Annotated in this window: 26 protein-coding genes and 1 tRNA gene; 14 read left to right on the top strand and 13 right to left on the bottom strand. The window is 39.3% G+C overall.

From position 1 onward, the window contains the following. Positions 1 to 13: 13 nt before the first annotated feature. A complete protein-coding gene (locus VIM94_RS12375; protein WP_332039611.1) occupies positions 14 to 181 on the top strand; it encodes a hypothetical protein in 168 nt (55 codons plus the stop codon). Then, positions 181 to 576: a hypothetical protein gene (locus VIM94_RS12380; RefSeq protein ID WP_332039612.1), complete on the top strand. Its 396-nt coding sequence runs from the start codon at positions 181 to 183 to the stop codon at positions 574 to 576. The genes VIM94_RS12375 and VIM94_RS12380 overlap by 1 nt, the downstream gene beginning before the upstream one ends. A 52-nt stretch (positions 577 to 628) precedes the next feature. On the opposite strand, the gene VIM94_RS12385 is transcribed toward VIM94_RS12380, so the two are convergent. Then, entirely contained in the window at positions 629 to 1,624 is a 996-nt protein-coding gene (locus VIM94_RS12385) for an NAD(P)H-dependent glycerol-3-phosphate dehydrogenase (protein WP_332039613.1), read from the bottom strand. Between the two features lie 348 nt (positions 1,625 to 1,972). On the opposite strand from VIM94_RS12385, the gene lysM reads away from it, so the two are divergent. The 3 genes from lysM to VIM94_RS12400 all read left to right on the top strand — a co-directional run bounded on the left by lysM (position 1,973) and on the right by VIM94_RS12400 (position 4,742). Further along, the gene (lysM, locus tag VIM94_RS12390; protein ID WP_332039614.1) at positions 1,973 to 2,476 is read left to right on the top strand and encodes a peptidoglycan-binding protein LysM; all 504 of its coding nucleotides are present in this window, start codon (positions 1,973 to 1,975) and stop codon (positions 2,474 to 2,476) included. 618 nt (positions 2,477 to 3,094) lie between these two features. Beyond that, on the top strand, positions 3,095 to 4,174 hold the full coding sequence (locus VIM94_RS12395) for a hypothetical protein (RefSeq protein ID WP_332039615.1): 1,080 nt from the start codon (positions 3,095 to 3,097) through the stop codon (positions 4,172 to 4,174). After that, positions 4,167 to 4,742, top strand: coding sequence for a hypothetical protein (locus VIM94_RS12400; protein ID WP_332039616.1), 576 nt, complete (start codon positions 4,167 to 4,169; stop codon positions 4,740 to 4,742). Before VIM94_RS12395 ends, VIM94_RS12400 begins: the two co-directional genes overlap by 8 nt. 4 nt (positions 4,743 to 4,746) lie before the next feature. Here the strand turns inward: VIM94_RS12400 and nadD are convergent, their stop codons facing one another. From nadD to VIM94_RS12420, 4 genes are all read right to left on the bottom strand, one after another. Further along, positions 4,747 to 5,331 (bottom strand): nicotinate (nicotinamide) nucleotide adenylyltransferase, encoded by a 585-nt coding sequence (gene nadD, locus VIM94_RS12405; RefSeq protein ID WP_332039617.1) that lies wholly within the window; start codon positions 5,329 to 5,331, stop codon positions 4,747 to 4,749. Next, entirely contained in the window at positions 5,324 to 5,917 is a 594-nt protein-coding gene (gene gmk / locus VIM94_RS12410; protein ID WP_332039618.1) for a guanylate kinase, read from the bottom strand. Before gmk ends, nadD begins: the two co-directional genes overlap by 8 nt. Continuing rightward, on the bottom strand, positions 5,918 to 6,775 hold the full coding sequence (locus tag VIM94_RS12415; protein ID WP_332039619.1) for a YicC/YloC family endoribonuclease: 858 nt from the start codon (positions 6,773 to 6,775) through the stop codon (positions 5,918 to 5,920). 111 nt (positions 6,776 to 6,886) lie between these two features. Continuing rightward, entirely contained in the window at positions 6,887 to 7,855 is a 969-nt protein-coding gene (locus tag VIM94_RS12420) for a YheT family hydrolase (protein WP_332039620.1), read from the bottom strand. 85 nt (positions 7,856 to 7,940) lie between these two features. Between VIM94_RS12420 and VIM94_RS12425 the strand changes: the two genes are divergently transcribed. Then, positions 7,941 to 8,429, top strand: coding sequence for an acyl-CoA thioesterase (locus VIM94_RS12425; RefSeq protein WP_332039621.1), 489 nt, complete (start codon positions 7,941 to 7,943; stop codon positions 8,427 to 8,429). On the opposite strand, the gene VIM94_RS12430 is transcribed toward VIM94_RS12425, so the two are convergent. The 3 genes from VIM94_RS12430 to VIM94_RS12440 are packed head-to-tail and all read right to left on the bottom strand — an operon-like array spanning position 8,430 to position 10,436. Beyond that, positions 8,430 to 9,326: a DMT family transporter gene (locus VIM94_RS12430; RefSeq protein WP_332039622.1), complete on the bottom strand. Its 897-nt coding sequence runs from the start codon at positions 9,324 to 9,326 to the stop codon at positions 8,430 to 8,432. It abuts the gene before it with no gap. Then, complete coding sequence (locus VIM94_RS12435) at positions 9,319 to 9,672, bottom strand: arsenate reductase family protein (protein WP_332039623.1); 354 nt, start codon at positions 9,670 to 9,672, stop codon at positions 9,319 to 9,321. The genes VIM94_RS12430 and VIM94_RS12435 overlap by 8 nt, the downstream gene beginning before the upstream one ends. 11 nt (positions 9,673 to 9,683) lie before the next feature. Continuing rightward, positions 9,684 to 10,436 carry a DUF3298 and DUF4163 domain-containing protein gene (locus tag VIM94_RS12440; protein ID WP_332039624.1) on the bottom strand — a complete coding sequence of 251 codons (753 nt, stop codon included), beginning with the start codon at positions 10,434 to 10,436 and terminating at the stop codon, positions 9,684 to 9,686. Positions 10,437 to 10,525: 89 nt separating this feature from the next. Between VIM94_RS12440 and VIM94_RS12445 the strand changes: the two genes are divergently transcribed. Continuing rightward, positions 10,526 to 11,668 (top strand): cystathionine gamma-synthase, encoded by a 1,143-nt coding sequence (locus tag VIM94_RS12445; RefSeq protein ID WP_332039625.1) that lies wholly within the window; start codon positions 10,526 to 10,528, stop codon positions 11,666 to 11,668. Positions 11,669 to 11,728: 60 nt separating this feature from the next. Here VIM94_RS12445 and VIM94_RS12450 read toward each other — a convergent pair whose 3' ends face one another. After that, complete coding sequence (locus tag VIM94_RS12450) at positions 11,729 to 12,955, bottom strand: cysteine desulfurase-like protein (protein ID WP_332039626.1); 1,227 nt, start codon at positions 12,953 to 12,955, stop codon at positions 11,729 to 11,731. Beyond that, positions 12,955 to 15,321, bottom strand: coding sequence for a S9 family peptidase (locus VIM94_RS12455; RefSeq protein ID WP_332039627.1), 2,367 nt, complete (start codon positions 15,319 to 15,321; stop codon positions 12,955 to 12,957). Before VIM94_RS12455 ends, VIM94_RS12450 begins: the two co-directional genes overlap by 1 nt. A 192-nt stretch (positions 15,322 to 15,513) precedes the next feature. Here VIM94_RS12455 and VIM94_RS12460 point away from each other — a divergent pair, with 192 nt between their 5' ends. Continuing rightward, entirely contained in the window at positions 15,514 to 17,055 is a 1,542-nt protein-coding gene (locus tag VIM94_RS12460; RefSeq protein WP_332039628.1) for a M20/M25/M40 family metallo-hydrolase, read from the top strand. A gap of 70 nt (positions 17,056 to 17,125) precedes the next feature. Here VIM94_RS12460 and VIM94_RS12465 read toward each other — a convergent pair whose 3' ends face one another. The 3 genes from VIM94_RS12465 to VIM94_RS12475 all read right to left on the bottom strand — a co-directional run bounded on the left by VIM94_RS12465 (position 17,126) and on the right by VIM94_RS12475 (position 18,943). After that, on the bottom strand, positions 17,126 to 17,491 hold the full coding sequence (locus tag VIM94_RS12465; protein ID WP_332039629.1) for a hypothetical protein: 366 nt from the start codon (positions 17,489 to 17,491) through the stop codon (positions 17,126 to 17,128). Between the two features lie 57 nt (positions 17,492 to 17,548). After that, on the bottom strand, positions 17,549 to 18,535 hold the full coding sequence (locus tag VIM94_RS12470) for a DUF1028 domain-containing protein (protein WP_332039630.1): 987 nt from the start codon (positions 18,533 to 18,535) through the stop codon (positions 17,549 to 17,551). Positions 18,536 to 18,637: 102 nt separating this feature from the next. Next, a complete protein-coding gene (locus VIM94_RS12475; RefSeq protein ID WP_332039631.1) occupies positions 18,638 to 18,943 on the bottom strand; it encodes a hypothetical protein in 306 nt (101 codons plus the stop codon). Positions 18,944 to 19,057: 114 nt separating this feature from the next. On the opposite strand from VIM94_RS12475, the gene VIM94_RS12480 reads away from it, so the two are divergent. The 6 genes from VIM94_RS12480 to VIM94_RS12505 all read left to right on the top strand — a co-directional run. Beyond that, positions 19,058 to 19,129: transfer RNA gene (locus VIM94_RS12480), tRNA-Arg, on the top strand. Between the two features lie 242 nt (positions 19,130 to 19,371). Further along, positions 19,372 to 20,037 carry a hypothetical protein gene (locus VIM94_RS12485; protein ID WP_332039632.1) on the top strand — a complete coding sequence of 222 codons (666 nt, stop codon included), beginning with the start codon at positions 19,372 to 19,374 and terminating at the stop codon, positions 20,035 to 20,037. Between the two features lie 242 nt (positions 20,038 to 20,279). Further along, positions 20,280 to 20,483 (top strand): dodecin family protein, encoded by a 204-nt coding sequence (locus VIM94_RS12490; protein WP_332039633.1) that lies wholly within the window; start codon positions 20,280 to 20,282, stop codon positions 20,481 to 20,483. Positions 20,484 to 20,599: 116 nt separating this feature from the next. After that, complete coding sequence (gene aceE / locus VIM94_RS12495) at positions 20,600 to 23,260, top strand: pyruvate dehydrogenase (acetyl-transferring), homodimeric type (RefSeq protein WP_332039634.1); 2,661 nt, start codon at positions 20,600 to 20,602, stop codon at positions 23,258 to 23,260. A gap of 10 nt (positions 23,261 to 23,270) precedes the next feature. Next, positions 23,271 to 24,665 (top strand): 2-oxo acid dehydrogenase subunit E2, encoded by a 1,395-nt coding sequence (locus VIM94_RS12500; RefSeq protein ID WP_332039635.1) that lies wholly within the window; start codon positions 23,271 to 23,273, stop codon positions 24,663 to 24,665. A gap of 18 nt (positions 24,666 to 24,683) precedes the next feature. Next, positions 24,684 to 25,423, top strand: a 740-nt coding sequence (locus tag VIM94_RS12505; RefSeq protein WP_332039636.1) for an FAD-dependent oxidoreductase, incomplete at its 3' end; no start/stop codon positions are given.

Genomic DNA, 25,423 nt, shown 5'->3' on the forward strand with positions numbered 1-25,423 from the left:
GAAATAAATACCTATGAAAACAGCTGGTTTAGTCATCTTTGGAATAATTGCCCTTGCAGTTATTATTATTTTAGTAGTTGTAGAAATTATTGAACTGGCCTTAGGAGCTATTCTATTGGGAATTGCTGCACTCGCGCTTTGGGGTTTATATATCTGGGCTAAAAATAAGATTAAAGAGTAGTGAAAAAAGATATCAATATACCTGAAGTTGAAGGAGTTTATCTGGCAGCTGTCAAACAATTCAACAGAGATTTCCGGGCTGAAGAATGGAATGCTTACCTCATTAACGACCGGGATGATACCCTTGAAATGGTGCTTATCGTTAGTCGGGGTTTTTCAGGCAAAGATCAAACTTCAGTGATGAGGCATAAGATTGAAAAACTTCCCCCTAAATCTTTTGCCAAGGTTGAATTTCTTCAGGAAGAAGTGCTGGCCTTAAATAATGAGTTTCAGGTAACTTTCTTTACAGAAAATAAGATGTTTGAAAAGAAGTTTGTCTTTAGGAAAAACACCATTAACGAAAAGGCATTGCGTGAAATCCCTTTAATCCCTGAAAAAGGGATTCTTGTGAAATAGATTCTAAAAAATAATTAAGGTCTTTCCAGAAGACATTAGAGTACAATGGATCCTAATTGAGCTTTTCTGCCAGCTTTTTAAATACTTTCTTTGGATTTTTACCCTCGTAAAGAATGCCATAAACCGCATTGATAATTGGAGTTCTCGCCCCTTTTTCCTGGTTGATCTTGTAGGCACTTTCGGTGGCGTAATAACCTTCTGCTATCATACTCATTTCCATCTGGGCGCTTTTTACGGTATAGCCCTTTCCAATCATATTTCCAAACATACGGTTGCGGCTAAATACTGAATATCCTGTTACCAGAAGATCGCCAAGATAGGCAGAGTCATTGATGTTACGTTTCATCTTATGTACTTTCTTGATGAATTTCTTCATCTCACGAATGCCATTACTCATCAACACACTTTGGAAGTTATCTCCGTATCCCAGTCCATGTGCTATCCCTGCGGCAATTGCATAAATGTTTTTAAGCATCGCGGCATATTCGGTACCGGTAACATCATCGCTTATTTTACATTTTATGTATTCACTGCTGAGATGTTTAGCAACAACCTTTGCTTTTTCTTCATCGCTACAGGCAATGGTGAGATAAGAAAGCCGCTCCAGGGCGACCTCTTCAGCGTGGCAAGGTCCGGTAATCACTCCTATATTTTCGGCGGGCACATTATGGAATTGCTCGAAGTGCTCTCCAACAATGAGGCTGCTTTCGGGAACGATCCCTTTAATTGCCGAGAAGATCACTTTCCCTTCCAGGGAAACATCCAGCCTGTCGAGCTCCCTTTTGAGAAAGACTGAAGGAATGGCAAAGATGAGATAATCGGCTGCCTTCACGATTTCGTTGATGTCAGGACTAAGATCGAGTTGATTGATATCAAATTCTACCGAGCTGAGATAATTAGGATTGTGTTCCTGTTTCTTTAGATGCTCAATGGCATAAGTACTTCGCATATACCAATGGATGGTGTCTACGTTTTCACTAAGCATTTTTACAATTGCAGTCGCCCAGCTGCCTCCGCCGATAACGGCAAAAGAAGGAGATTTTTCCATAATTAGATTTTCTATTGCCAAAAATAAACAAAATAAAAGGATAAATAAACCTTGGAAATTAGATGTAATAAGGGAGAATGAGTACTGGCTTAAACTTTAACATGTTAAAATAAACTTAGGAAGCAATCTTCTGAAAAGCAGTCCGTTATTTACCTGTTCTTTATTCCAAAAAGGAAAAGAATGGATTTTCTTAGTTTTTTTGGTTGGTTATTTAGTTTGAAAAACGCCGTTGGATCTTATGATCTTCCGGCGTTTTTTGGTTAGAAATCTAACAAAATTTTAGGATGACTTTTGGAATTAGAATGCTTTTGCTTTTGTAATTTACTGTAAACTAATAAATCAAGAAAAATGGGTGTGTTTTCATTTATAAAAGATGCCGGAGAAAAAATCTTTGGAAGGGATAAGAAAGAGGCTGAAAAACCAACTGAAAAAACAGAAAATACCCGCGAAAAAGCGGAACGTGAAAATGCTAGAGCGGCTTCAAAATTAGAGACTACACTACGGGATCTTAAATTACAGGTAGAAAACCTGAATATTAAGATTGAGGATGATATCGCCACCATTACCGGAAAGGCTGAGGACCAAAGCACCAAAGAAAAAGTGATGCTGGTAGTAGGAAATTCAGAGGGAATAGCAAAAGTTGATGACCGGATGACGGTAGATAAAACCGAACCTGAAGCCAAGTTTCACACGGTTGAACGCGGAGATACTTTAAGCAAGATCGCTAAAGAACATTACGGTGATGCAATGAAATACCCTGTGATCTTTGAAGCTAATAAGCCAATGCTTAAAGATCCTGACAAGATATATCCCGGGCAGGTACTTAGAGTGCCACACCTGGAAAAGAAATAAAAGTTTAAGACTGTTTAAAAATTTTGAGGAAGTTACATTGAGGGCAGTCGACGTCCTACAGCTTGTAGTTCCACGATGAAAAAAGTAGGTTCAATCAGCTAAACTGAACGGCCAAAAAAAGTTTTTAAACAGTCTTTCTTTTTTAACAACTAATCCCTTCTCAATGGAGGGATTTTTTTTTGCTCTAATTAGACGTCCGATATGAATTTGGAAATTTTTTTAAAAAATGATTCTTAATAAATAATACAATTTATTTTTTTTGATAAAATTATTATTATATATGCTTGTAAAGAGGTTGAAAAACACTATTTTATTTAATAATTTGCAAATTTTAAAATGAGGGTATGAAATAAAAATTACCTGTTTTTAGGTCTAATATTTCTGTTAATTAGTAGCTGTCAAAAGGAGACGCTTATAGAAAATAATGAAAATGAATTAACTCTTTTAAAATCACAATTTAATTTATCAGGGTTTGAACAAGAACATGTAAGAGATCATCTAAAGGTAGAGTGGGATGATTATGTAAGCTTTGAAAACGAGAAATTTGAATTTGCTACAAATTTAAAATCTACTTTAATTGGTTCCAATGACACAATCTATTCTAATTATAAGGTGCTAGTGGATAATACCACAAATGAAATTCCTAAATATGAAATCATTAAATTTTTAAGCTCTAAATCTATAGGAGATATAAGCTATTCAAATATTAAAGAAAAAGATTTTTCGGGTACCGTTATATTTTATGACATGCAAGGCACACCATTAAGAACAGAAGTGTACAAAAATGGAAAAACCCCTGACAAACATACAAATACTAAAATTAACAGTGGTTATAAATATGCCCCAAAAGATCCTTGTTTAGATGGATGTTATGTTTTAATGATTACTCAGCATTGGACTGATTACTATGACCAAAATGGAGGTTATATTGGTTCCGGGAACGAATACACCACCTCTGAATATGTTTGGGTGGGAGGTTCTAATCCTGATAATACCTCCTATTATGATAATAATGGAGATGTTTATCATAACCACCTTGATTATTCTCACGGTCCTGCTATTGGAAGCGATAATCATGCAGTGGAGGTTCTGATTGATTCTTCCATTGAAGGTTATCCCTGCCTGGAAGAGGTTATAAATGCTATTCTAGCCTCTAATAGTGCATTGTTCAAGGAAACAATAGGAAGATTTATTGACAACCCTAAATATGATTTAAAATTTACAATAGGAGAATGTGGAATTACTGACATCGCCTGTACCGATGACACAAACCTTGAAGAAACAGGGGAGATATTAATAAAATTTGAAGATCCTAATCAGAACCCTATAGATTTAGCTTCGACAATTTTACACGAAGGTATACATGCTGAAATTTATCGCTTTGTAAAGGAACATCATGATGGGAATATAGATCCTAATGATAAACCGCAGTTGTTTGAATATTATCAGCATTATAAATTAGCTGTAGATGAAGAACATATCGATCATCCTTACATGACTCAATATTATATAACTCCCATTGCTGAAGCATTAAGAGAACTAGATAACGACCAATATTCTCTTGATTATTATAAAACATTTGCTTGGGATGGTTTAAGAGATTTTGATCCTAATAATTCATTAGGGAGTATCGATGAGGATTATGGCCAATATCGGAATGAGGTTACTCTTAACTTTAATATAACCTGCGATGAATAAATTTCTTTTACTATTTTTTCTGTCCATTCTATTCTTTTCTTGTGAGCTCTTCTCCCAAAATAAAACTCAACAAGAAGAAGGTAGAATAATATCATTATTAATAGATGAGCTGGCGATGCCATTACCAGTACCCCCCCCGCCCCCTAAAGATGGAACGCCGGCGAAGAAAATTAATATAGATTCTTTGGAGAAGGTAAAAGTGCGGTTAATAGTTGATACCACAATGTTTCAGGTTAAAATCAATCATAATCTGCCCGAAGGTTATAATAAATATAAATCTTTAAAAAATGAATTAAAAAAATTACCTGAAAAATCAATTAATAAAGATTTGATTGAAAGTAAAAAAGGTCATCATCTAATTTTTGGCGCATCCCTGGACGATTATGTTGGTAAATACTCTCAAATGGTTACATTTTCAAGAATTTCCTTCAATTCTGAATTTAATAAGGCAGTACTACTTGCTGGCCACAAAACCCATGAACGGGCAGGTTTTATGAATCTTTATCTTTTGAGGAAAGAAAACGGAAAATGGAAAATTATTTATAAAAAGAATGTAGAGGTTTCTTAAAGATTTACCGGTAAAAATTCATCAATTTAATATAATCCCAAACCGCAGAAGGGAGCATAGGTTTTATATTTTTTTCATCTTTTATCGCCTGCCTTATAAAGGTGGAAGAAATTTCCATGACCGGGGCGGCAATGCGGGTGATCTTTGGATGATCCATAAACTCTTCTGCCGGTTTCCCAACGGCCATTCTCGGGTACACATAGATCTGGTGGTTCTCTAAAATAACCTCATAATTCTTCCACTTGTGAAAGCTTTTCAGGTTGTCTTCTCCCATAATCGGGCAAAACTCGTTGGTAGGATATTTTTCCTGAAGATGGGCAAGAGTGGTAACAGTATAATTAGGCTGAGGAAGGCCAAATTCGATATCACTGGGCTTTAAATTTTCGTAGCCTTCGCAAGCCTTATAAACCATTTCCAGTCGATGGTGATTTTCCAGCAAGCTGCTTTTCTTCTTAAAAGGGTTGTGAGGGGTAACTACCAACCAGACTTCATCCAGATCAGAAAATTCGGCCATATGGTTGGCGATTATCAAATGACCAATATGGACCGGATTAAAAGTACCAAAAAACAAGCCTACCTTTCTATTCATTTTCCGCCGGCTTTTTCGCATCTACATAACTTGCAACCAAATCGTAAGCTTCTCTAAGAGCTGTTCCCAAATGATGATTCTCTATTATAAAATCAAATTGAGGTGCGGTTGCAAGCTCTATCGAGGCTTTTGCCACCCGCATATTAATCTTGTCGTCACTCTCGGTTTTGCGCTTTTTAAGTCGGATCTTTAATTCTTCGATACTTGGCGGTTTTACAAAGACTGCCAGAGTATTATCCGGATAGATATTTTTTATATCCAGGCCTCCAACCACATCAATATCGAAGATCACGTTCTTCCCTTTCGCCCAGATGCGTTCTACCTCGGCTTTTAAAGTTCCGTAGAAGTTATCGCGGTAAACTTCTTCCCATTCAAGGAATTCATCGTTTTTTATCTTTTTCTTGAAGTCTTCAGTAGAAAGAAAATAATAATGCTGTCCGTCTATCTCACCTTCCCGTGGGGCACGTGAAGTCGCCGATATGGAGAATTCCAGGTTAAGTTCTTTTTGCTTTAATAAATGTTGGACTATCGTGGTCTTTCCCGAGCCTGAAGGCGCCGAAAACACGATAAGTTTACCATCGCTCATTTAGAGTACGTTTAAGAGTTGTTCTTTTATCTTTTCCAGCTCATCCTTCATCTGCACAACAAGTTGTTGCATTGGAGCGTAATTAGATTTGCTGCCAATTGTATTGATTTCACGGCCCATCTCCTGGGAGATGAAGCCGAGTTTTCGCCCGTTAGAATCTTCAGAATTGATGCTTTCCTTAAAATAATCGAGGTGGTTTTCCAGCCTTACCTTCTCTTCGGTAATATCGAATTTTTCGATATAATAAACCAGTTCCTGTTCAAAGCGGTTTTCATCTACATTTTCCTTTAGGTCGGCTACGCCTTTTTTCAGGCGCTCCTTTACAGCTTCCACTCTTTCGGGGTCGATTTTAATCACCTCCTGGAGCAATCGGTCAATATTTTCAACCCTAAGCTTGAGGTCTTTTTCCAGGGCTTTGCCTTCGGCATTCCTGAAGTCGTTAATTTCTTCCAGGGCTTCTATTACGGCTTCTTCGATAGCCTTAAATTCGCTTTGGTCAATTTCTTCACGAGCGGTACTTAAAGCATCGGGCATTCTCACAGCCATTTTCAGTAATTCAGTCTCATCGCCATCAACAATTCCTCTTAACTGCTGAATGTATTTTTTTACCACTCCAGGGTTTACCGAAGCCGTGGTTTCCTCCCCGGTAATCTCTACAAAAAGAGAGAAATCTATTTTTCCCCGGGTGAGCGATTTGGAAATGGTATTTCTAAGTTGAAGTTCCTTCTCACGATATTGTGATGGGATGCGTGCGTTTACATCAAGATTTTTACTGTTTAGAGACTTGATCTCTACGGTAATCTTTTTGGCCGGAAGTTGCGTAACGCTTTTTCCAAAACCTGTCATTGACTGAATCATAGGTGATTTTTAAACTTGCGCAAAGATAATCAATTCTAAAGCAGCGCAAAGCGACCTAAAGGCTATTTTAAAATTCCCCGTTTCTGAAGATTTTCAAGTTTAAATCAAGATTTATTCTGAAAAGCTTTGTATAAATTCCAGGGCCCGTTCCTCGTGATAATAGGTTTTATTATTCTGAATAAATCCTACGTGACCACCGTAGGGCGGAATCTCCAAATAGAAATTTTCAGAATTTTTTGCGACTTCTACCGGATAGCAAGTTTCTGACAGAAAAGAATCATTTGCTGCATTTATGAGTAAGGTAGGGATTTGAATATTGGGTAAGAATTGAAGCGAGCTGCACTTCTGGTAATAATCTGCCGCATTTTTGTAACCATGCGCCCTACTGGTATAAAGCTCGTCAATATCACGTAAGGATTTGCAACCGGCGATCTCTTCCTTTGTGATTTTCTCTGGAAAAGCCAGATGGCGCCGGAATAATTCCTTTTTAAGTTTTCGTACAAAACGTTTGGAGTAGATAATATTTCTGGTTTGACTGAGCTCCTCTAATGAGGCTCCCAGATCACAAGGAGTAGACACCGCTACCGCCGATTTTATTTCTGAAGGAATATCAGAATTCTCACCCAGATATTTCAGCATTAAATTCCCGCCCAGACTGAAACCAACTAAAGTGATCTCAGTATATCTTTTTTCAGCCAAAATATGCTTGATCACTGCTTCGAGATCTTCGGTGGCTCCAGCATTGTAACTGCGATAAAGCCTGTTCATCTCTTCGCTGCAACCTCTAAAATTCATTGCGGCTGTATCCCAACCGGCTTCAGCAAAAATTCGTGCCATGGCTTTCATATATGGTCTCCGGGAATTCCCGGCAAGTCCGTGGAGTAGAATTACCAGTTTTTCACTGGCTCTTTCAGAAGAGAAGTTGCGGTCCAGATCAAGAAAGTCTCCGTCTTCCAGTTTTATACGGTCACGCTGTGAACTACTAAAGGCTACTTTTCTAAGACTGGACGCATAAATGGTCGAGAAATGGGCATTACGAAATATTGGCGGGGCGCTATATGTGCTTTTTATCAATGGCATTTGCGGCTAATTTCAGTAATTTAATTTTAAGCGCAATAATTATGCACGCATAATATTTATTCTTAGTTTTATTAAAAAATTTGTGATGTACATCAAAGAATTCGATATCCGCTGGAGCGATACAGATGCCAATCGCCATTTGGCTAACACGGCCTATATAAATTTTATGAGCCATACCCGAATGAGCTTTTTAATGGAGAATGGTTTTGGGCAGGAAGATTTGGTTAAATACAACCTGGGACCTGTAGTGTTTTATGAGCATGTTTATTATTTTAAAGAAGTTTTTGCCGGTCATCCGGTAAAAGTTACTCTCGAATTAAAAGGCCTGTCCAAAGACGGGATGTATTTTGAATTCCTCCATAATTTCTATGATCACAAAGGCAGAAACTTTGCAAGCTGCGAAATGATGGGAAGCTGGATTGATCTTAAAGAACGTAAGCTCACAAAACTTCCACCCAAATTGTATAAAAATCTGGACAGCTTTTCCCACACTGAAGATTTCAGGATACTGACTAAAGAGGATACCCGGAAATATGGTAAACGTCCCCAGCATGTTGAGCCACACCAGCTTTAATTAATTCCTTAATTCGGTTTTCTTTTTGGTGACCATATAAACTCCGGCAAACACCAACAATGCCGCAACTACTTTGGTTAGATTCAGCGAATCGGCGCCGGTACTTATAGCATAAACAATTGCGATAAGCGGTTGCAGGTAAATAAAGGCACTTATGGTTGATGCTGAAAGCTGTTTTAGTGCATAAATATTGAGCAAATAGGTAGAAAAGGTGGTGCCTAATACAACGAAGGCCATTTTCCACATGGCGTCGAACGGTAAACTGCTCCATTGAACATCGGTGAACTCGCCAATAGTGATAGGGAAGTTTATGAAAACGGCAATGAGAAAAAGCCATTTCATAAGAGTAAAGGAATGGTATTTTGCGGTTAAGGGTTTAACAAGAATCAGGTATAGTCCGTAAGAAAAGGCGTTTACAATAAAAAGTACATTTCCCATTGGAATATTAGGTGCATTGCTGCCTGTTTCTGCGCTAAAGAGAACCAAAATTAGTGCTCCTGCAAGTCCAATGATTATTCCGATACTTTTTAACAAGGTGATACGTTCTCTAATCAGAATGGAAGCCAGGATTAGCACCATTACCGGAGATAGTGTTACGATAACTGAGCTGTTAATAGGAGTGGAAAGGCTGAGGCCTTTAAAAAAGAAAAGCATATTTATAACCATCCCAAAAACAGCGCACCCCATTAATCTTGGCCAGTCTGAAGTCGCTATTTTCTCTCGTGGCCCGAGGAAACTAATTGACCAAAAAAGGATTGCTGCGCCAAAAACCCTAAGGAATATAAATCCGAAAGGCTCAATGTGAACGGGCATCACCCCTTTAGCCAAAGTATGGTTTACCCCGTAAATAGCACTGGCAATAGTTGCTGCAATAATTGCCAGTACTCTGTTACTCATTTATTGATTTTTTTGCAGCCTCCACCATTTTTTTGGAATTCCCAATAAAGATATCATCGTTGTTAATAATCACAGGCCGTTTCAGGAAAGTATAGTGTTCCAGAATAAGATTTCTATATTGGTCTTCGGTGAGTTCTTCCAGGTGGAGCTCTTTTTCTCTGTAGAGCCGTGCCCGTTTACTGAAAAGTGCTTCATAACTACCGGCAAGCTCCTTCATTTCTTCGATCTGCTCTTCGGTGATCCCTTCCGTTTTTATATCCTGAAGTTTAAAAGCCGCAGGAGGATTCAGTTCTTTAAGGATTCTTTTATTTGTATCGCAGGTTGAGAGGTGATAAATCTTTTTCATATTGAAATACTTTATAATTCAATCTTTATATATTCTGAAATTTCAGTTTGAGAGAGCTCCATCCGGTAAGGGCCATCGGCGTAGGCCGCAATCTCGTAGGCATTGTAGTAGAGAATAACTTTAGTGCTGCTGAAACCTATGTTCTGTGGAAGGTGAAATTCATCATTTTCGAAAAATAATCCTGTACTGTTTATAGATTCGCCTTCAGGAATTCCCTGTTCTTTCCTGAATCTTTTCTCTATGAAGTTCTTGAAATCTTCAGTGAAAAGTTCATCCTGAGAATAGATCGCTCCCGTCTCAGGATTAAAATTAAGCCAGGTAATACTACTGTAGCCATGGGCTCCACCTTCAAAAACTTCAGAATTAAACTGGATAGAAACAAGTTTATCAGACTCATAACTAATTTCACCATAAATCGTGGCTTCCCAGGGAGTATTATATCCCGGAAAATCTTTTGTGGTTTTTTCGTAATTCCTGATGAAGATATCTCCCATATCTTCCACCGATTCGATATTGGGGTCATCTTCATAACCCAAAATATAACTAAGATGATTCTCGATCTCTTCATTTATCCTTTTCTCCCGGGTTCCATCACCCGAAGCTTCAGGGAAGTTCAGGTCTATAAAGCTGCATTTTTCTGTTTCGGGGTCACAATTATCTGCACTTTTTTCTACAGAAAAATTTGAAAATTTGAGACTTTCCGGTTCCTGCTCGCAGGCAGAAAAAAGAAGGATTAGACTGAAAATAGAAAGTAATTTTTTCAATTTTTTGGCTGTTAAATTGAAATATAAAGGTACAGCCAATTTTGCTATTGCCCAACAGGTATCCTAGATTTGCTTTAAACTCAGCTGATATGAAATTCAATACCAAAACAATTCACGGGGGGCAGGAAAATACCGACCCTGCCTATGGCTCGGTGATGCCGCCAATTTATCAAACCAGCACCTATTCGCAAAGCTCCCCTGGGGAACACAAAGGTTTTGAATATTCACGAAGCGCTAATCCCACCAGAACGGCTTTAGAAAAGTCACTTGCCAGTATTGAAAATGCAAAGTTTGGATTGGCGTTTGGCTCCGGTCTTGCGGCGATAGATGCTGTGATAAAACTGTTCAAAACTGGTGATGAAATTATTTCTACCAGCGATCTTTATGGTGGTTCTTACAGGCTTTTTACTTCAATCTTCGAGAATTTCGGGATAAAATTTCATTTTATCGGGATGCAGGATGCTTCGAAAATCGAGAAATATATTAATGAGAAGACAAAACTAATTTGGGTAGAGACACCAACAAATCCCATGATGAATATCATCGATATTGAAGCGGTTTCCAAAATTGCCAAAAAACATGAGTTGTTGCTCGGGGTAGATAATACATTTGCTACTCCATATTTACAGCAACCTATGGAGCTGGGTGCTGATATCGTGATGCACAGCGCGACAAAATATCTTGGCGGTCATAGTGATGTGGTATTGGGCGCTCTTGTGGTAAATGATGAAAAGCTGGCTGAAAAACTATATTTTATTCAGAAAGCCAGTGGTGCGGTTTGTGGCCCGCAGGATAGTTTTCTGGTGTTACGCGGAATTAAAACGCTTCACTTGCGTATGCAAAGACATTGTGAGAACGGAGAAGCAGTGGCTAAATTTCTGAGGAATCATCCAAAAATCGAAAAGGTTTACTGGCCTGGGTTTGAAGATCACCCCAATCATGATGTCGCCAAAAAACAGATGACAGGTTTTGGCGGAATGATCTCTTTTACTACTAAAAAAAATACCTTGGAAAGTGCGATTAAAATGGTGGAGAATCTTAAAGTGTTTACTCTGGCAGAATCCCTTGGTGGAGTTGAATCTCTTGCGGGACATCCGGCGAGTATGACCCATGCTTCCATTCCAAAAGAAGAAAGGGTAAAAACCGGGGTTGTAGACTCCCTTATTCGCCTTAGTGTAGGTGTAGAAGATGAGGAAGATCTCATTGAAGATTTAAAACAAGCTTTGGATTAGATTCCAGCTTTTATAAACTATTAGCCACAAATTCTGAAAAAGAATTCGTGGCTAATATTTTTAAAGTATCGTTCTCAATACTCCAATCAGTTTTTTTATCTCCTCGGTGGTATTGTAATGTACCAGGCTTATTCTTACTACTCCATTCTTTTCTGCCAGCTCCAGGTCCTGGATGATTTTTTTTGCATAAAAATCCCCAAACCTGATGCCGATGCGATGTTCATCTACTTTTTTTACGATCTGATCGCTTTTCATCCTGGAATGGACAAAGGAAATGGTAGGCACCCTTTTATTTTTATCGGCTTCAGGATGTCCTATAATTCTTATATTAGGATTATCCCTCAAGAAAGCCAAGAGTGGTGTGCTTATCCTTTCTTCATATCGTGCTATAAGATCGAAACTTTTGGCCAGTTTTTCCGAAGTGTCTAATTTTTTTGAACTGCGGAAATGTTCCCGGTAGAATTCCTCGAAGTATTCGGTGATTCCCAGGAGACTGTAGGTAAGCTCAAAATTGAAATTTCCCGGCTGAAACTTATAAGGCACATCCTTCTTGCCAAAAAAATAATGGTTTATCCCGTCCATTTCGTATAGCAAGTCATATTTTCCGAACATCACAGCAAGGTGAGGGCCATAGGTTTTGTACCAGCTAAAAACATAAAAATCTACATCCAATTCTTTTACGTTTACCTGTCTGTGAGGCGCATAAGCTACTCCGTCAACACAAATCAGGGCTCCGGCTTTGTGAGCGATTTCAGTGATTTCTTTTATTGGATTTATCGTCCCAAGTACATTTGAAACGTGAGTTACTGCAACCAGCCTGGTACGCTTAGAAAGCAATTTTTCAAGTTGGGAAAGCTCCAGTTCCAGGGTTTCGGGGTTTACTTTCCAGATCTTTATCTTAATACCTTTTTCTTCCAGATCGGTCCAGGGAGAAACATTGGCTTCATGATCAGTGTTGGTGACAATCACTTCGTCACCTTCCTGCCATTGTTTGCTTATACACAGGCTTAAAATTCGAAGAAGCATACTCGAAGATGGACCTATCACTACCTCTTCCGGTCGCGAGGCATTAATGAATTTTGAGACTCCGTTGGTTGCGTATTTCAGTTTTTCTCCGGCTTCCCTGGAAACTTTATAAGAAGCTCCCAATTGTACATTATGATGTAAAAGATAACCACTTATTCTTTCGGCTACTTTGGCAAGGGTCTGGGAGCCGCCTGCATTATCCATATAAGTGAAGTCCTGTTCCAGTGCCGGAAATTGCCGGCGCACAAAATTTATTTCCATTATTCCAGAAGGCTTTGGTTAAATAGTTTCAAAATACGCTTATATTCATCGGTCCAGCTACTCGGTTCTACAAAACCGTGATCTTCTACAGGGTAAACGGCCATTTCCCAGTTGTCTTTCTCGAGTTCAATAAGACGTTGAGCAAGTCTTACCACATCCTGAAAATGAACATTTACATCAAGCATTCCGTGAGCGATAAGGAGGTGGCCTTCCAGACCTTCAGCAAAATAAATAGGCGAGGATCTGCGATAGGCGATTGGGTCTTTGGAAGGTTCGTTAAGAATATTGGAAGTGTATCCGTGATTGTAGTGAGCCCAATCCGTTACCGAGCGTAAAGCCGCTCCAGCTTTGAAAGTTTCAGGTTCATTGAACATTCCCATTAAAGTGATGAAACCTCCATAGCTTCCTCCATATATCCCAACTTTATCAGGGTCGATGTCGTGGTTTTCGATGAGATACTTAACTCCGTCTACCTGGTCACTCAAATCCTTTCCGCCCATATGACGATAGATCCCGGTTCTCCAGTCACGGCCATAACCTGCACTTCCCCGGTAATCGATATCTATCACGGTGTAACCAAGATCGGTTAAAAGATTGTGGAACATATATTCCCTGAAATAGCTGCTCCACCATTTATGGACATTCTGGAGGTAACCTGCACCATGCACAAAAACTACGGCAGCATTGTTTTTAGCTTCCTCGGTTGGAGTGTAAAGTCTGGCAGGAACCATTGCCCCATCTTCGGCTTCAAACTTGATCATTTCAGGTTCGCGCCATTGATAGGAGGCAAAGTCTTCTGATTGTCCTTCGGTTAATTTTTCAGCTTCAGCATTGGCACGGGTTCTCTTAAGGTATAACTCCCAGGGCTGGTTGCTGTAGGAATACCTGATAGCCATGTACTTTTCATCCGGAGAGAGGTAAACCTGATTATTTCCAACCATCTGGGTTAATTTTTCCATTTTTCCACCCATTACCGGCATCTTGTAAAAATGACGTTCTCCGGGACCGACTTCAGAAGTGGTTAAATACCAGTGTTTTTTATCATTGGACAATTCGGGATCAAAAACTTCAAATTCCCCACTGGTAAGGGCTTTTTTATTTCCGGTTTCTACGTTGAGTAAATAAAGGTGAGAATATCCTGTTTCTTCACTTTGAAAATAAATGTGCTTGTTATCGGGAAGCCAGCCGAAGGTGCCTCCACCGTAAAAGGTATAACCCACGCCGGGACCTGCGATCCAGGCTTCATCACGCTGGCGGTCCAGGTTTTTTACTTCAGCGTTTTCAAGGTCTATTGCCGCGATCCAGCGGTCCTTATTATCTTTAGAACGGATATTTACTACGGCCTTCTCTCCGTTATCAGAAAAGTAGGCCCTGGAAGGAATCACTTCCCTTTCCATCTCTTCCCAGTTGCGATCGGGATAATCTTCGGTATAATCTGGCAGGTCTTCCAGACCCGGAAGACTTGCTGTATTAAGCATGATTACAGTGTCTTTCTCAAAATTATAAATGGCCATTTCAATCGTAGTTTCATTTTCTCCTACTTTGGATCGGGCGGGTAAATTAACCGTGTAACCAGATTCATCTACATAATTAGGTACATCGGTGCTTTTTCCGTTTTTACGGGAGATCAGGTTAAAAGTGGCGTATTTAGCATTGGGCGCCACCTGCAGATTGCTTATGCTGCGGTCTTCGAGATAAAAAGTGAAATCTTCTTTTTCACCTACCGCTTTGCGGTGAGCTTCTGTTTCTTCCTTTTTTATTTTCCTTTCATTCACCACCCCGAGAAGTTCGAGGTTTTCTTCCTTTATCCATTCATCCTTTTCAGAAATGTCCTCAGCTTTTTCTTCCTTCTTTTTTCCTTTTTGAATCTTAGTGAGCTGATCTAGTCTTGCATTTTTTAAGTCGAAGAGATAGGCGTTATTTCCTGAAGTAAAAGTTACCAGATTCTCATCGGCCAGGAATTGTGGATCTTCGATTCTTTCAGAAAGATCGATCAACTGGGTAATCTTGCCTGATCTTAGATCGACTATGGCTAGATTTTCGTTCTTTATAATGAGCTTTTTTGTTCTTTTTTTATTGAAATCGCCGGCGCCAGGAATCATTTTTTGGCGTTCTTCGAGCCTCACTTTCTGAATTTCAGATTTATTCTGAACATTGATCTTATAAAGGGAATCGCCCGGATTAGCATTCGGATTATAGTCAAAATAGATATTCCGGCTATCGTAACCCCATTTTATATTTTCGGGAAAGGTCCCCATCCAGGAGGGGTCCTGCATTATTTTTTCTACGGATAGTTTGCTCTCCTGAGTAAATCCATTTGTAGAGATGAGGCTGAAAATGAATAAAAGAAGTAAAGTTTTTCTCATAAGTAATATTTATTGTCAGGTTAAATAATATGAAACCTTAGAGGGTTGTTTTGCTGATAGGCAAGATACTCAAATTCTGAAAAAACTTTCCTGAAGCCTGGATTTTCCTTTTTCCGGCAGAGTAGCTGGGCAGGTTTTTAAGCTAAATAGAATATATTTGAGCATAAATTATTAACAATCTAAAACTTTACCATGAAGTATAATTTACTATTAGTCTGCTTTCTTCTGGTTTCTATATCTGTTACCGCCCAGGATCAGATTGTTGAAAATATTATTAAGGAAGCCAATGAAAATTCACAACTTGAGCAACTTGGGCATGAGTTAATGGATGTGGTTGGGCCGCGCCTGGTGGGAACTCCGCAAATGGGAAATGCTCATGATTGGGCAGTTGAAAAATATGAGAGTTGGGGCATTTCTGCTGAAAAGCAGCAATGGGGAACCTGGAAAGGCTGGGAGCGAGGGATAACCCACGTAGACCTTATCGAACCAAGAGTGCAGAGCTTGCAGGCACGCCAACTGGCCTGGAGTCCTTCCACTAAAAAGAAAGGGGTTACTGCAGAGGTGGTTTTGCTTCCGGAAGCTTCAGATTCTCTTGATTTTGTGAATAAATTGTCTTTAGTAAAAGGGAAGATTGTCCTGGCCTCCATATACCAGGCCACCGGAAGACCCGATGAAAACTGGGAAGAATGGGCCACGGAGGAGTCTTTTCAGAAAATGAAAGATGAGCGCGATGAACAGGAAGAGGCCTGGAGAGAAAAAATTGAGAAAACAGGCCATAATAATAAAAGCCTTCACCTTGCTCTTGAAGAAGCAGGTGCAGTAGGTATTGTGACTTCTTACTGGTCACGCGGGTTTGGAGCAAACAAAATTTTTGGAGCTTACACCAAAAATATTCCTACCATAGATATGAACCTGGAAGATTACGGTTTGGTTTACCGTCTTGCGGAATATGGGGATAAACCGGAATTGAGAATTGTAGCTGAATCGGAGGATCTTGGTGAAGTGCCGACTTTTAATACCATCGCGAGAATTGAAGGAACCGAAAAACCGGAAGAATATATTATCCTTTCCGCTCATTTCGACTCCTGGGATGGTGGAACCGGCGCTACCGATAATGGGACAGGAACCATGGTAATGATGGAAACGATGAGGATTCTCAAAAAACTTTATCCTAATCCTAAGCGAACTATTATTGCCGGGCATTGGGGAAGTGAAGAACAAGGTTTAAACGGTTCGCGAGCCTTCGTTAAAGATAATCCCGGGATCGTGAATAATGTTCAGGCGCTTTTCAATCAGGATAACGGAACCGGAAGAGTTGCCAGGATTAATGGACAGGGCTTTCTCCATTCATACGACTATCTTGGAAGATGGATGGAACCGGTGCCCGATGAGATCAAGTATGATATCGAAACTACTTTCCCCGGAACTCCTTCCGGAGGAGGATCAGATCATTCTTCTTTTGTAGCCGCAGGTGCCCCGGGTTTTATGCTGAGTTCTCTTAGCTGGAATTACTGGAATTACACCTGGCATACCAATTTAGATACTTATGATAAGATTGTTTTCGATGATGTGCGCAGCAACGTGATCTTAACCGCGATTATGACCTATATGGCGAGTGAAGATCCTGAAACAACTTCCCGTGAAAAAAGTGTGCTTCCCGTTAGCAGAAGAACAGGAGAGCAAATGACCTGGCCCGAGCCAAGAGACGCAACCCGAAGAGGAGGATTAGATTAATTATATAAAATTGAACAAAAAAAATCCGTAGTTCTATAGAGCTACGGATTTTTTTGTTCTGAAATTCTTTCTAACCGTCCAAAGGTGCTCCTACCGGAACTGAACAGGAATGACCTGGTTCCCCGTGTGGCGGATTAATCTTTGGGGTTGAACTTTTCAATCTTACTGGAGATTGTGTACTCGTACTTTGCTGGGTAGAGGCTGCCTGGCTCAAAGGTGCTCCTACGGGTAGATCACAACGGTGGTAAGGTTCTCCATGTTTCGGATTTAATTCAGGAGCTTCAGAGTTACTGGTACTGCTCTGCTGGGTGGTGGAATTTACTGCTGGTGTCTCTTTAGTGGTCTCAGATGTTTTTTCTTCATCCTTACATGAGGTAAGGAACCCGAGGCTTATCACCAGGACAGATAGTATTATTTTTGTTGCTCTTTTTTTCATAATGCTTGATTTTTTCCTGAATTGCCAAGATAAGAAGAAAGACAATGAATTAATAATCTATTCGGTAAGTTGCTTTAATTCCTCGTCACTAACCTCTAAGAGACCGGCTTTTGGCAATCTTCTTAACATTTCACGCCAGTTTTCATCCTTGTTAAAGATTTTATCAAACACAGGCTTTGCTTCTTTGATTTCACCTGCATTGGCCAGGGCCACAGCCTTCCAGAATTGCATCTCCAGGTTATCGGGAAACATTTTCTCGGCTGCACCATACTCTTCAAGTGCTTTGTCTACGTTTCCATCTTCCATGGCAAGGTCACCACGATTCATATATTCATAAGCCCGGGCAGTTTTTAAGAGTCGTTCTAGTTCTTTGATAGGTTCAGCATGATCATCTACCCGAAGGTCTATTTTTTTATCTTTCCAGCTTTCATCAACTTTATTCGCTCCTACTACTATTAAAGCTGCCGACTGCTTTCCGCGGATATCCCCACCTGTTTCCTGGGCGGCTCTTAGGGCCTCCAGAACTCTTTCTGCCAGCGGCAGATGGGAGTTCCTACTGAAACTCTCTGCCATTGCTGGCACAGTCTCTTCGTTTAGCATCATATTAGCTTGTACCGAAAAATTTTCATCGGTGATATGGCTGGCGGCTTCTACACAATTCTGGCCGGTGAATGCGGCAGTATTTCCGCGGCTGTCCAAAAAAGCCACCTGCCTGTATTCCCGTCCACTGTCTGAATTGGCGATTTCTTCTAAAGCTTCTACAGCAGTTTTCCCTTCTTCCATTAATTCCAGGCCTCGAGGCCCGTATTCCGGGTTTACAAAAGACTGGGTGGCAACCACCCCAACGCCGCTTTTACCCCAGGCCACCAATGGCCCTACTGAAAACCAATGACTCTGTACACCTACCGCCATTTCTCCGGTAACAGTATCCCGGGCTACGATAGAATAAGTATGGGCAAATGCCTCTTTTTCAATTCCTGGATTTTGAGAAAAAACCGTCAGGCTTAAAAAAACAGTCAGAGCTAATAATAAAATTGTTTTCATTATTTAAGTATTTAGATATTAAAGATATGCAATCTTATTAGATGCCTTGCCGGAGTATAGAAAAATGCTTCTCTTAAAAAAGATGAGAAATATAGAAGATTGCTATTTTTTCTCTTCAATAGTTTTTACTTCAATATAATCGGGTCCTCCATCTACAGGATACCCTTCTACTTTTTCACCTTCAATGTTTACAGTTTTTCCTTCAAATTGACTAAGGTCTACCTTATTACTTCGAAGTGCGTAAAAAGTATCTTTGGTGGTGAGCGTGTGACTACCGTATTGGTAAGATGTGATCCCTGTTGCTTTAAGGGTTCCGGTAAGCTGAAGCAGTTCCTCCTGACCTTCGGGAGAATTACAGGTGTTGGCAAATAAAAATATTAAGCTGCTTAATGTTGCGAGTAATTTCATATTGTAAAAATTAGGTTTCAACCTGAAATTACAAAGTTTCCAGATGCTTTGCGAAGTTTTAAGAGGTAATTTGATTTTTTTCTCAAAACATTATTATTTTTGTTGCCCTTGTACGGCCTCGTAGTTCAATGGATAGAATAGAAGTTTCCTAAACTTTAGATCCAGGTTCGATTCCTGGCGAGGCTACTTTTTTAATTCTCAGTTTAATTTCGAAAAATCTTAACCGGAACTCTATAGAATAATTGGTTCCTATCTTCTAATTTCTCTTTCTCGTTTCTTTTAAGAGGCTTTCCTTACTGCATAAAAATTTATAAAAGAGATTTATTTTAAGAATGTTCGGCAATATGGTATCATATTTTCACGAGCTAAAATTGATTATCATGCTAAATGTGTTATAATAGGGTTTAATAACCGAATAAAATATTGAGATGAAATATAAAATAAACATAGAAGAAGTTCATAATGTAGATGAAATCAGGGATTATTGGACGAACGAAGATTACATCCAATTGCTGAAAAAATTCGATTTTCCAGATGCGGAAGATTCCGATCCTGAAAATTTAAGAGAGTTATTATTTATGGCTATATCAGATTTTGAGCCTTCTGAAGCGGCTAAATTAGTTTTAGAGTACAAGCTGGGAGAACTATTATCTGAAGGACAAATTGACCAGATATCCAACGATATGCTTATTGATACGGTTTGTGAAGAATATCCAGAGATGGAATTGCAATCTACTTTATTCCACGTAAATCAATTGCTTTTTAAAGCCTTCAATGGCAAATTTCCCAGTTCTAGTGCCACAATTATCCATTGTTCTATTACTCCCGCAAATACGGATACCGATTTTAATTTAAGTAAAAAATCAGTGTTGAGGTTGCTGAATGATGGGCTTTCAGACAGGAATATCGTTAAAAGATTGTTTGAAGAGCAAATGAATGGTGATGCTGAATTTCCGGAGGCTGAAAATATTATCTGGAGCCTGGAAAGTTCAGAAAATAATCATTTCAAAATAACAACTTCCGGGAACCTCATTAAAAAAGAAGAGGTGATAGCTTCAGAATGGGAAAAGGAAATAGATGATGAGACAGATTAGATAAACCACTGAAGTGAAAAATGCCTAGAATACCAAATGCTGCCTGTAAATAGACAGCATTTTTTTTTGATTTTTATTCGGTAAAATTTCATCCCCAATTTTTCAGTGTAAACGAAAATTTGAAAAATACAATAGACTGAAATTTTATTTATTTAACACCTCACTATAATCTTGTGTTAATCAATTGAGGATAAGCTTATTATTTTTTAAATTAAGGATGTAGTTGAACCAAAAATAAAATTATGAGTACTGTGAAAATAATTGAGGTAATTGCCTCTTCAGAAACAAGTTTCGATGATGCTGTTAAAAACGCCCTTAAAGAAGCAAGTAAATCGGTGAAAAACATAAAATCTATTTTTGTTAAAGAGATGCATGCCCATGTTGATAATAATCAAATAACGTCCTATGCGGTAAACGCGAAAGTCTCATTCACTGTTAAAAAATAGTTTCGTTTAAATGGAAAATTATTGATAGAGGGAGATGAATTTTTTTGGGTTTATCTTCCTTTTTTTATGGCCGCTTCGGGCTTTAAATGTCACTTTTAAAATTTATAATTTAAATTATGGCCAATAGTAAAGATAGCATCCAACAGGAAAATCAGGAATGGATAGATTCCCTTACCTGGATCATTGAGAATAATTCTACAAAACGAGCAGAGGAGTTGCTGAGTATCCTGGAGGAAGAAGCGAAGAAACATAATGTTCAACTTCCCAATACCCTCAAAACTCCTTACCTGAACACCATTTCCAAAAACGAAGAGAAGGAATATCCGGGCAACTTAGAGCTGGAAGCAAAAATCCTGGCTTATATCAGGTGGAACGCCATGGCTATGGTGGTAAAAGCCAATAAAGCCGATAGTGGTATTGGAGGGCATATTTCTACTTATGCATCTATAGCTCAACTCTGGGAAGTAGGTTTCCATCATTTTTTTAAAATTGAAGATGATATAGCAGACCAGGTGTATTTTCAGGGCCATGCATCTCCGGGTATTTACGCGAGGGCTTATATGGAAGGACGCTTAACAAAAAAGAACCTGGAGAATTTTCGGCACGAAGTACAATCTGAAAAAGGTCTAACTTCTTATCCGCACCCGCACTTAATGCCGAATTTTTGGAGTAATCCTACGGTTTCTATGGGCTTAGGTCCCATCCAGGCGATTTACCGTGCCCGCTTTAATAAATACCTACATAACCGCGGGCTAATAGACGAAGATAAGAGTAAAGTCTGGGCGTTTCTAGGAGATGGTGAGTTGGACGAAGTTGAAGCCCGTGGAGCTATTAATATTGCCTCCAGAGATGAATTAGACAACCTTATTTTCGTAGTAGATTGTAATTTACAACGATTAGACGGCCCCGTTCGTGGTAATGCTAAGGTTATCCAGGAATTGGAGGGGCTATTTAAAGGTGCCGGCTGGAATGTAATCAAACTGCTTTGGGGTAAAGAGTGGGACAAACTTATTGAAAGGGATAAAACCGGAAAACTCCAAAAGAAACTAGATGAACTTACTGACGGACAACTTCAAAAATATGCTTATAGCGGCGGAGGATTTCTGCGGAAGGATTTATTTGAAAGTGATAAGGATTTGAAGAAGCTGGTTGAAGACTATTCTGATGAAGAATTAGGAAACTTTAAACGCGGCGGTCACGATTCAGAGAAAATATACAATGCCTATAAAGTTGCATTAGATACCAAAGCAAAACCCAGTATCGTGTTGGCACAAACCATTAAGGGCTATGGGCAGGGCAGTGCAGGCGAGGCCAGTAATGTATCGCATAAAACTAAAAAATTCAACAAAGAGCAACTCGAGCAATTTAGAGATTTTTTCAAAGTCCCGGTTTCAGATAAAGACCTGGAAAAAATTCCTTTTATAAAACCAAAGAAGGATAGTGAAGAGTTAAAATACCTTGAGGAAAAAAGAAAAAATCTTGGGGGTTATATTCCGCAGCGAAAAGACAGAAGCTCAAAATTAAAGGCTCCTGATGTGAAAATTTTTGAAAGTTTTTTAGAAGGATCGGGCGAAGATGAAGTGGCTACTACTATGGCCATGGTGCAGATCTTAAGCAAATTGATGAAGGATAAAAATTTAGGAAAATTGATCGTACCAATTATTCCCGATGAATCCCGAACTTTTGGAATGGAATCTCTTTTTAGACAAGCCGGAATATACGCCCCGCATGGGCAAAAATATGATCCGGTAGATGAAGAAAGTTTGCTCTATTATAAGGAAGCCACAAATGGCGCCATAATGGAAGAAGGGATTACCGAATCTGGTTGTATGGCCGAATTTATTGCGGCAGGAACTACGTACTTAACTCATGGTATCAATACCATACCCTTTTACTTTTTCTATTCTATGTTTGGTTTTCAAAGAACCGGCGATCTAATGTGGGCTGCGGCAGATGCAGGTGCAAAAGGTTTTCTTATGGGCGGTATTTCAGGGAGAACCAGTATTCCCGGAGAAGGCTTACAACACCAGGACGGCCAAAGTCATTTGTACGCGCTGGCATTTCCTAATTTAAAAGCTTACGACCCCGCTTTTGCTTACGAACTGGCTGTTATTGTAGAAGAAGGGATTAAGGCCATGTATATAGAAAATAAAGACCTGTTCTATTATATCACCATAGGTAACGATACCTATCCTATGCCCGAAATGCCGGATGATGTGGATCGGGAAGCCATTATTAACGGACTTTACAAATTCAGAAAATCTAAAACACGTAAAAAGAAAAAGAAGGCGCATTTATTTGGTAGCGGTGCGATTATGAAAGAGGTATTGGAAGCCGCTGAAATTTTGGAAGATAAATTTGATGTGGGTGCAGATATCTGGAGTATTACGAGTTATAAAAATCTGTACGATAATGCTATTGATACCGAACGTAGCAACCGTCTAAAAGGACAGGTGAATAAGGAACAAAATTATATAGAACAACAACTGCAAGGTGAACAGGGAACTTTTGTAGCCGCTTCAGATTATGTAAAAGCTCTTCCCGAAAGTCTTGCCTCCTATTTCCCAGATGAACTTATTAGTTTAGGTGCCGATGGGTTTGGCAGAAGTGATAATAGGGAAGCATTGCGTGCTTTCTTCGAGATCGATGCCTCGCATATTGTTTATGCTGCCTTATATGGCCTGGCTAAACAGGAGCAAATTAGTATGGAAGAATTGAAAAAAGCAGCTAAAAAACTGAAAATAGATCCACAAAAAACCAATCCACGAACGGCTTAAAAAAATAATTATGGCAAAAGAGATAAAAGTTCCGCAAATATCAGAAGGTGTAGATACCGCCGTGATTTCTGAAATCCTGGTTTCTAAGGGAGATAAAATTGAAGAAGACCAGTCTGTGATTTCAGTAGAAACCGATAAAGCTACCGCCGAGATTCCGGCTACTGCAGGAGGAACAATTAAGGAAATAAAAGTTAGTGAAGGTGATGAGGTTAGTGTAGGCGATGTGATTATTGTCCTGGAAGATGATGGTAAGGATTCCGAAGAAAAAGAGGAGGGAAAAGCGTCAGATGAGGAAGAAGAGACTTTAGCAAATAAAAAGGAAGAAGCTGAAAAAGAGGAAGAAGAACCGGATTCTGACGAAAAAGAAAAAGACGAATCCAAATCTGCTAAAAAAGAAGAAAAGCAGAAAGAAAAGAAGGAGGAGGATGATGAAGATGAAGATGATGACGAAGAAGATGCTGAGAAAAAGAAAAGCAAAGGAAGCGAGGCTAAAAAAGATAAAGATTCCGATAAAGCATCTTCAAAAGAAGTCTATGCTTCTCCGGGAGTAAGACGATTGGCTCGAGAACTCGGCGTGAACTTAGAAGAAATAAGTGGCAGCGGTGAAAGCGGAAGGATCACTGAAAAAGATATAAAAGAATATAAAGAAGGCGGTAGTAAAAAGAGCAGTTCCAGCCAGGTTAAATTACCCGATTTTAGTAAATGGGGAGCGGTAGAAAATAAACCACTCAATAATATTAAAAAAACTACGGCCAAAAATGTATTGGCTTCCTGGCAATCTGTTCCGCATGTATTTCAGTTTGGAGAAGCAGATATTTCTGGAGTTGAAACTTATATCGAAGATCATAAAGATAAAGTTGAAAAAGCCGGTGGTAAACTCACACTAACAGCTATACTAACCAAGATCGTTGCCACAGCTTTGCATAAATTTCCAACATTTAATGCAAGTATAGATATGGATAAGGAAGAAATGATCCTTAAAAAATATGTGAATATTAATATTGCGGTGGCTACAGAAGACGGCCTATTGGTTCCAGTAATAAAGAATGCAGATCAAAAAAGTATCAGTGATTTATCGGTAGAAATTTCAGAAATAGCAAAGAAAGCACGGGAACAAAAACTATCTAAAGAAGATATGGAAGGAGGTAATTTTTCTATCTCCAATTTGGGCGGTATTGGCGGCACCAATTTTACGCCAATAGTCTATCATCCGCAGGTGGCGATTCTCGGTATTTCACGAGCAACTACCAAACCGGTTTATATAGATGGTAAGTTTGAACCTCGCAGTATACTCCCGCTTAGTTTATCTTACGATCATCGCTTAATTGATGGCGCCGATGGAGCTGGATTTATGAATTGGCTGGTAAAAGCTCTGGAAGATCCATACGAAGCACTTTTGGGCTAATCTTAAATTTTAGAAACAATGGCAGAAAATGATAGAAAAGAACTGGTGATTATTGGTGCCGGCCCCGGGGGCTACGCCGCAGCTTTTCACGCAGCCGATCTCGGAATAAAAGTCACGCTTATTGATCCTGAGGTTAATCCCGGCGGAGTTTGTCTTTACCGTGGTTGTATTCCTTCCAAGGCACTTTTACACCTGGCAAAAACAAAAGAGGAGGCGATGAATGCCTCAAAATGGGGGATGAAATTTGAAGAGCCTAAAATAGACATTAAAAAAGTTGCAAGCTGGAAAGAGAAAGTGGTTAAAAAACTTACAGAAGGCTTGGGGCAATTAAGTAAAGCACGAAATATTGAATACATCCAGGGTAAAGCCAAATTTACCGGTGAGCACGAGCTGGAAGTAACCAATAATAAAGGAAAAACTTCGGATTTAAGTTTTGAGAAAGTGATCATTGCTACAGGTTCTTCTGCGGTAGGTTTACCCGAACTGGAGATAGACCATGAGAACATTTGGGACGCTACCGATGCGCTGGAACTTAAGGAAATACCCAAAAAAATGTTAGTCGTTGGTGGTGGTTATATTGGCCTGGAGCTTGGGAGCGTTTATGCCGCTTTGGGAACGAAAGTCTCTATAGCTGAAATGACCTCGGGATTTTTACCCGGAACAGATCGGGACCTGGTTAAGGTTTTTGAGAAAAATGAAGCCTTTAAAGATGTTTTTCTCGAAACAAAAATTGAAAAAGTAAAGATTACCAAAAAAGG

It is taken from the genome of Salegentibacter sp. (assembly GCF_036568425.1).
GTDB lineage: Bacteria > Bacteroidota > Bacteroidia > Flavobacteriales > Flavobacteriaceae > Salegentibacter.

Coding starts and splice junctions, on each gene's coding strand:
- VIM94_RS12400 (WP_332039616.1), top strand. CDS start 4,167: ATGAATAAATTTCTTTTACTATTTTTTCTGTCCATTCTATTCTTTTCT.
- VIM94_RS12460 (WP_332039628.1), top strand. CDS start 15,514: ATGAAGTATAATTTACTATTAGTCTGCTTTCTTCTGGTTTCTATATCT.
- VIM94_RS12375 (WP_332039611.1), top strand. CDS start 14: ATGAAAACAGCTGGTTTAGTCATCTTTGGAATAATTGCCCTTGCAGTT.
- VIM94_RS12420 (WP_332039620.1), bottom strand. CDS start 7,855: ATGCCATTGATAAAAAGCACATATAGCGCCCCGCCAATATTTCGTAAT.
- VIM94_RS12435 (WP_332039623.1), bottom strand. CDS start 9,672: ATGAAAAAGATTTATCACCTCTCAACCTGCGATACAAATAAAAGAATC.
- VIM94_RS12475 (WP_332039631.1), bottom strand. CDS start 18,943: ATGAAATTACTCGCAACATTAAGCAGCTTAATATTTTTATTTGCCAAC.
- VIM94_RS12455 (WP_332039627.1), bottom strand. CDS start 15,321: ATGAGAAAAACTTTACTTCTTTTATTCATTTTCAGCCTCATCTCTACA.
- VIM94_RS12430 (WP_332039622.1), bottom strand. CDS start 9,326: ATGAGTAACAGAGTACTGGCAATTATTGCAGCAACTATTGCCAGTGCT.
- VIM94_RS12470 (WP_332039630.1), bottom strand. CDS start 18,535: ATGAAAACAATTTTATTATTAGCTCTGACTGTTTTTTTAAGCCTGACG.
- VIM94_RS12425 (WP_332039621.1), top strand. CDS start 7,941: ATGTACATCAAAGAATTCGATATCCGCTGGAGCGATACAGATGCCAAT.
- aceE (WP_332039634.1), top strand. CDS start 20,600: ATGGCCAATAGTAAAGATAGCATCCAACAGGAAAATCAGGAATGGATA.
- VIM94_RS12465 (WP_332039629.1), bottom strand. CDS start 17,491: ATGAAAAAAAGAGCAACAAAAATAATACTATCTGTCCTGGTGATAAGC.
- VIM94_RS12385 (WP_332039613.1), bottom strand. CDS start 1,624: ATGGAAAAATCTCCTTCTTTTGCCGTTATCGGCGGAGGCAGCTGGGCG.
- VIM94_RS12445 (WP_332039625.1), top strand. CDS start 10,526: ATGAAATTCAATACCAAAACAATTCACGGGGGGCAGGAAAATACCGAC.
- nadD (WP_332039617.1), bottom strand. CDS start 5,331: ATGAATAGAAAGGTAGGCTTGTTTTTTGGTACTTTTAATCCGGTCCAT.
- VIM94_RS12415 (WP_332039619.1), bottom strand. CDS start 6,775: ATGATTCAGTCAATGACAGGTTTTGGAAAAAGCGTTACGCAACTTCCG.
- VIM94_RS12500 (WP_332039635.1), top strand. CDS start 23,271: ATGGCAAAAGAGATAAAAGTTCCGCAAATATCAGAAGGTGTAGATACC.
- gmk (WP_332039618.1), bottom strand. CDS start 5,917: ATGAGCGATGGTAAACTTATCGTGTTTTCGGCGCCTTCAGGCTCGGGA.
- VIM94_RS12450 (WP_332039626.1), bottom strand. CDS start 12,955: ATGGAAATAAATTTTGTGCGCCGGCAATTTCCGGCACTGGAACAGGAC.
- VIM94_RS12485 (WP_332039632.1), top strand. CDS start 19,372: ATGAAATATAAAATAAACATAGAAGAAGTTCATAATGTAGATGAAATC.
- VIM94_RS12490 (WP_332039633.1), top strand. CDS start 20,280: ATGAGTACTGTGAAAATAATTGAGGTAATTGCCTCTTCAGAAACAAGT.
- lysM (WP_332039614.1), top strand. CDS start 1,973: ATGGGTGTGTTTTCATTTATAAAAGATGCCGGAGAAAAAATCTTTGGA.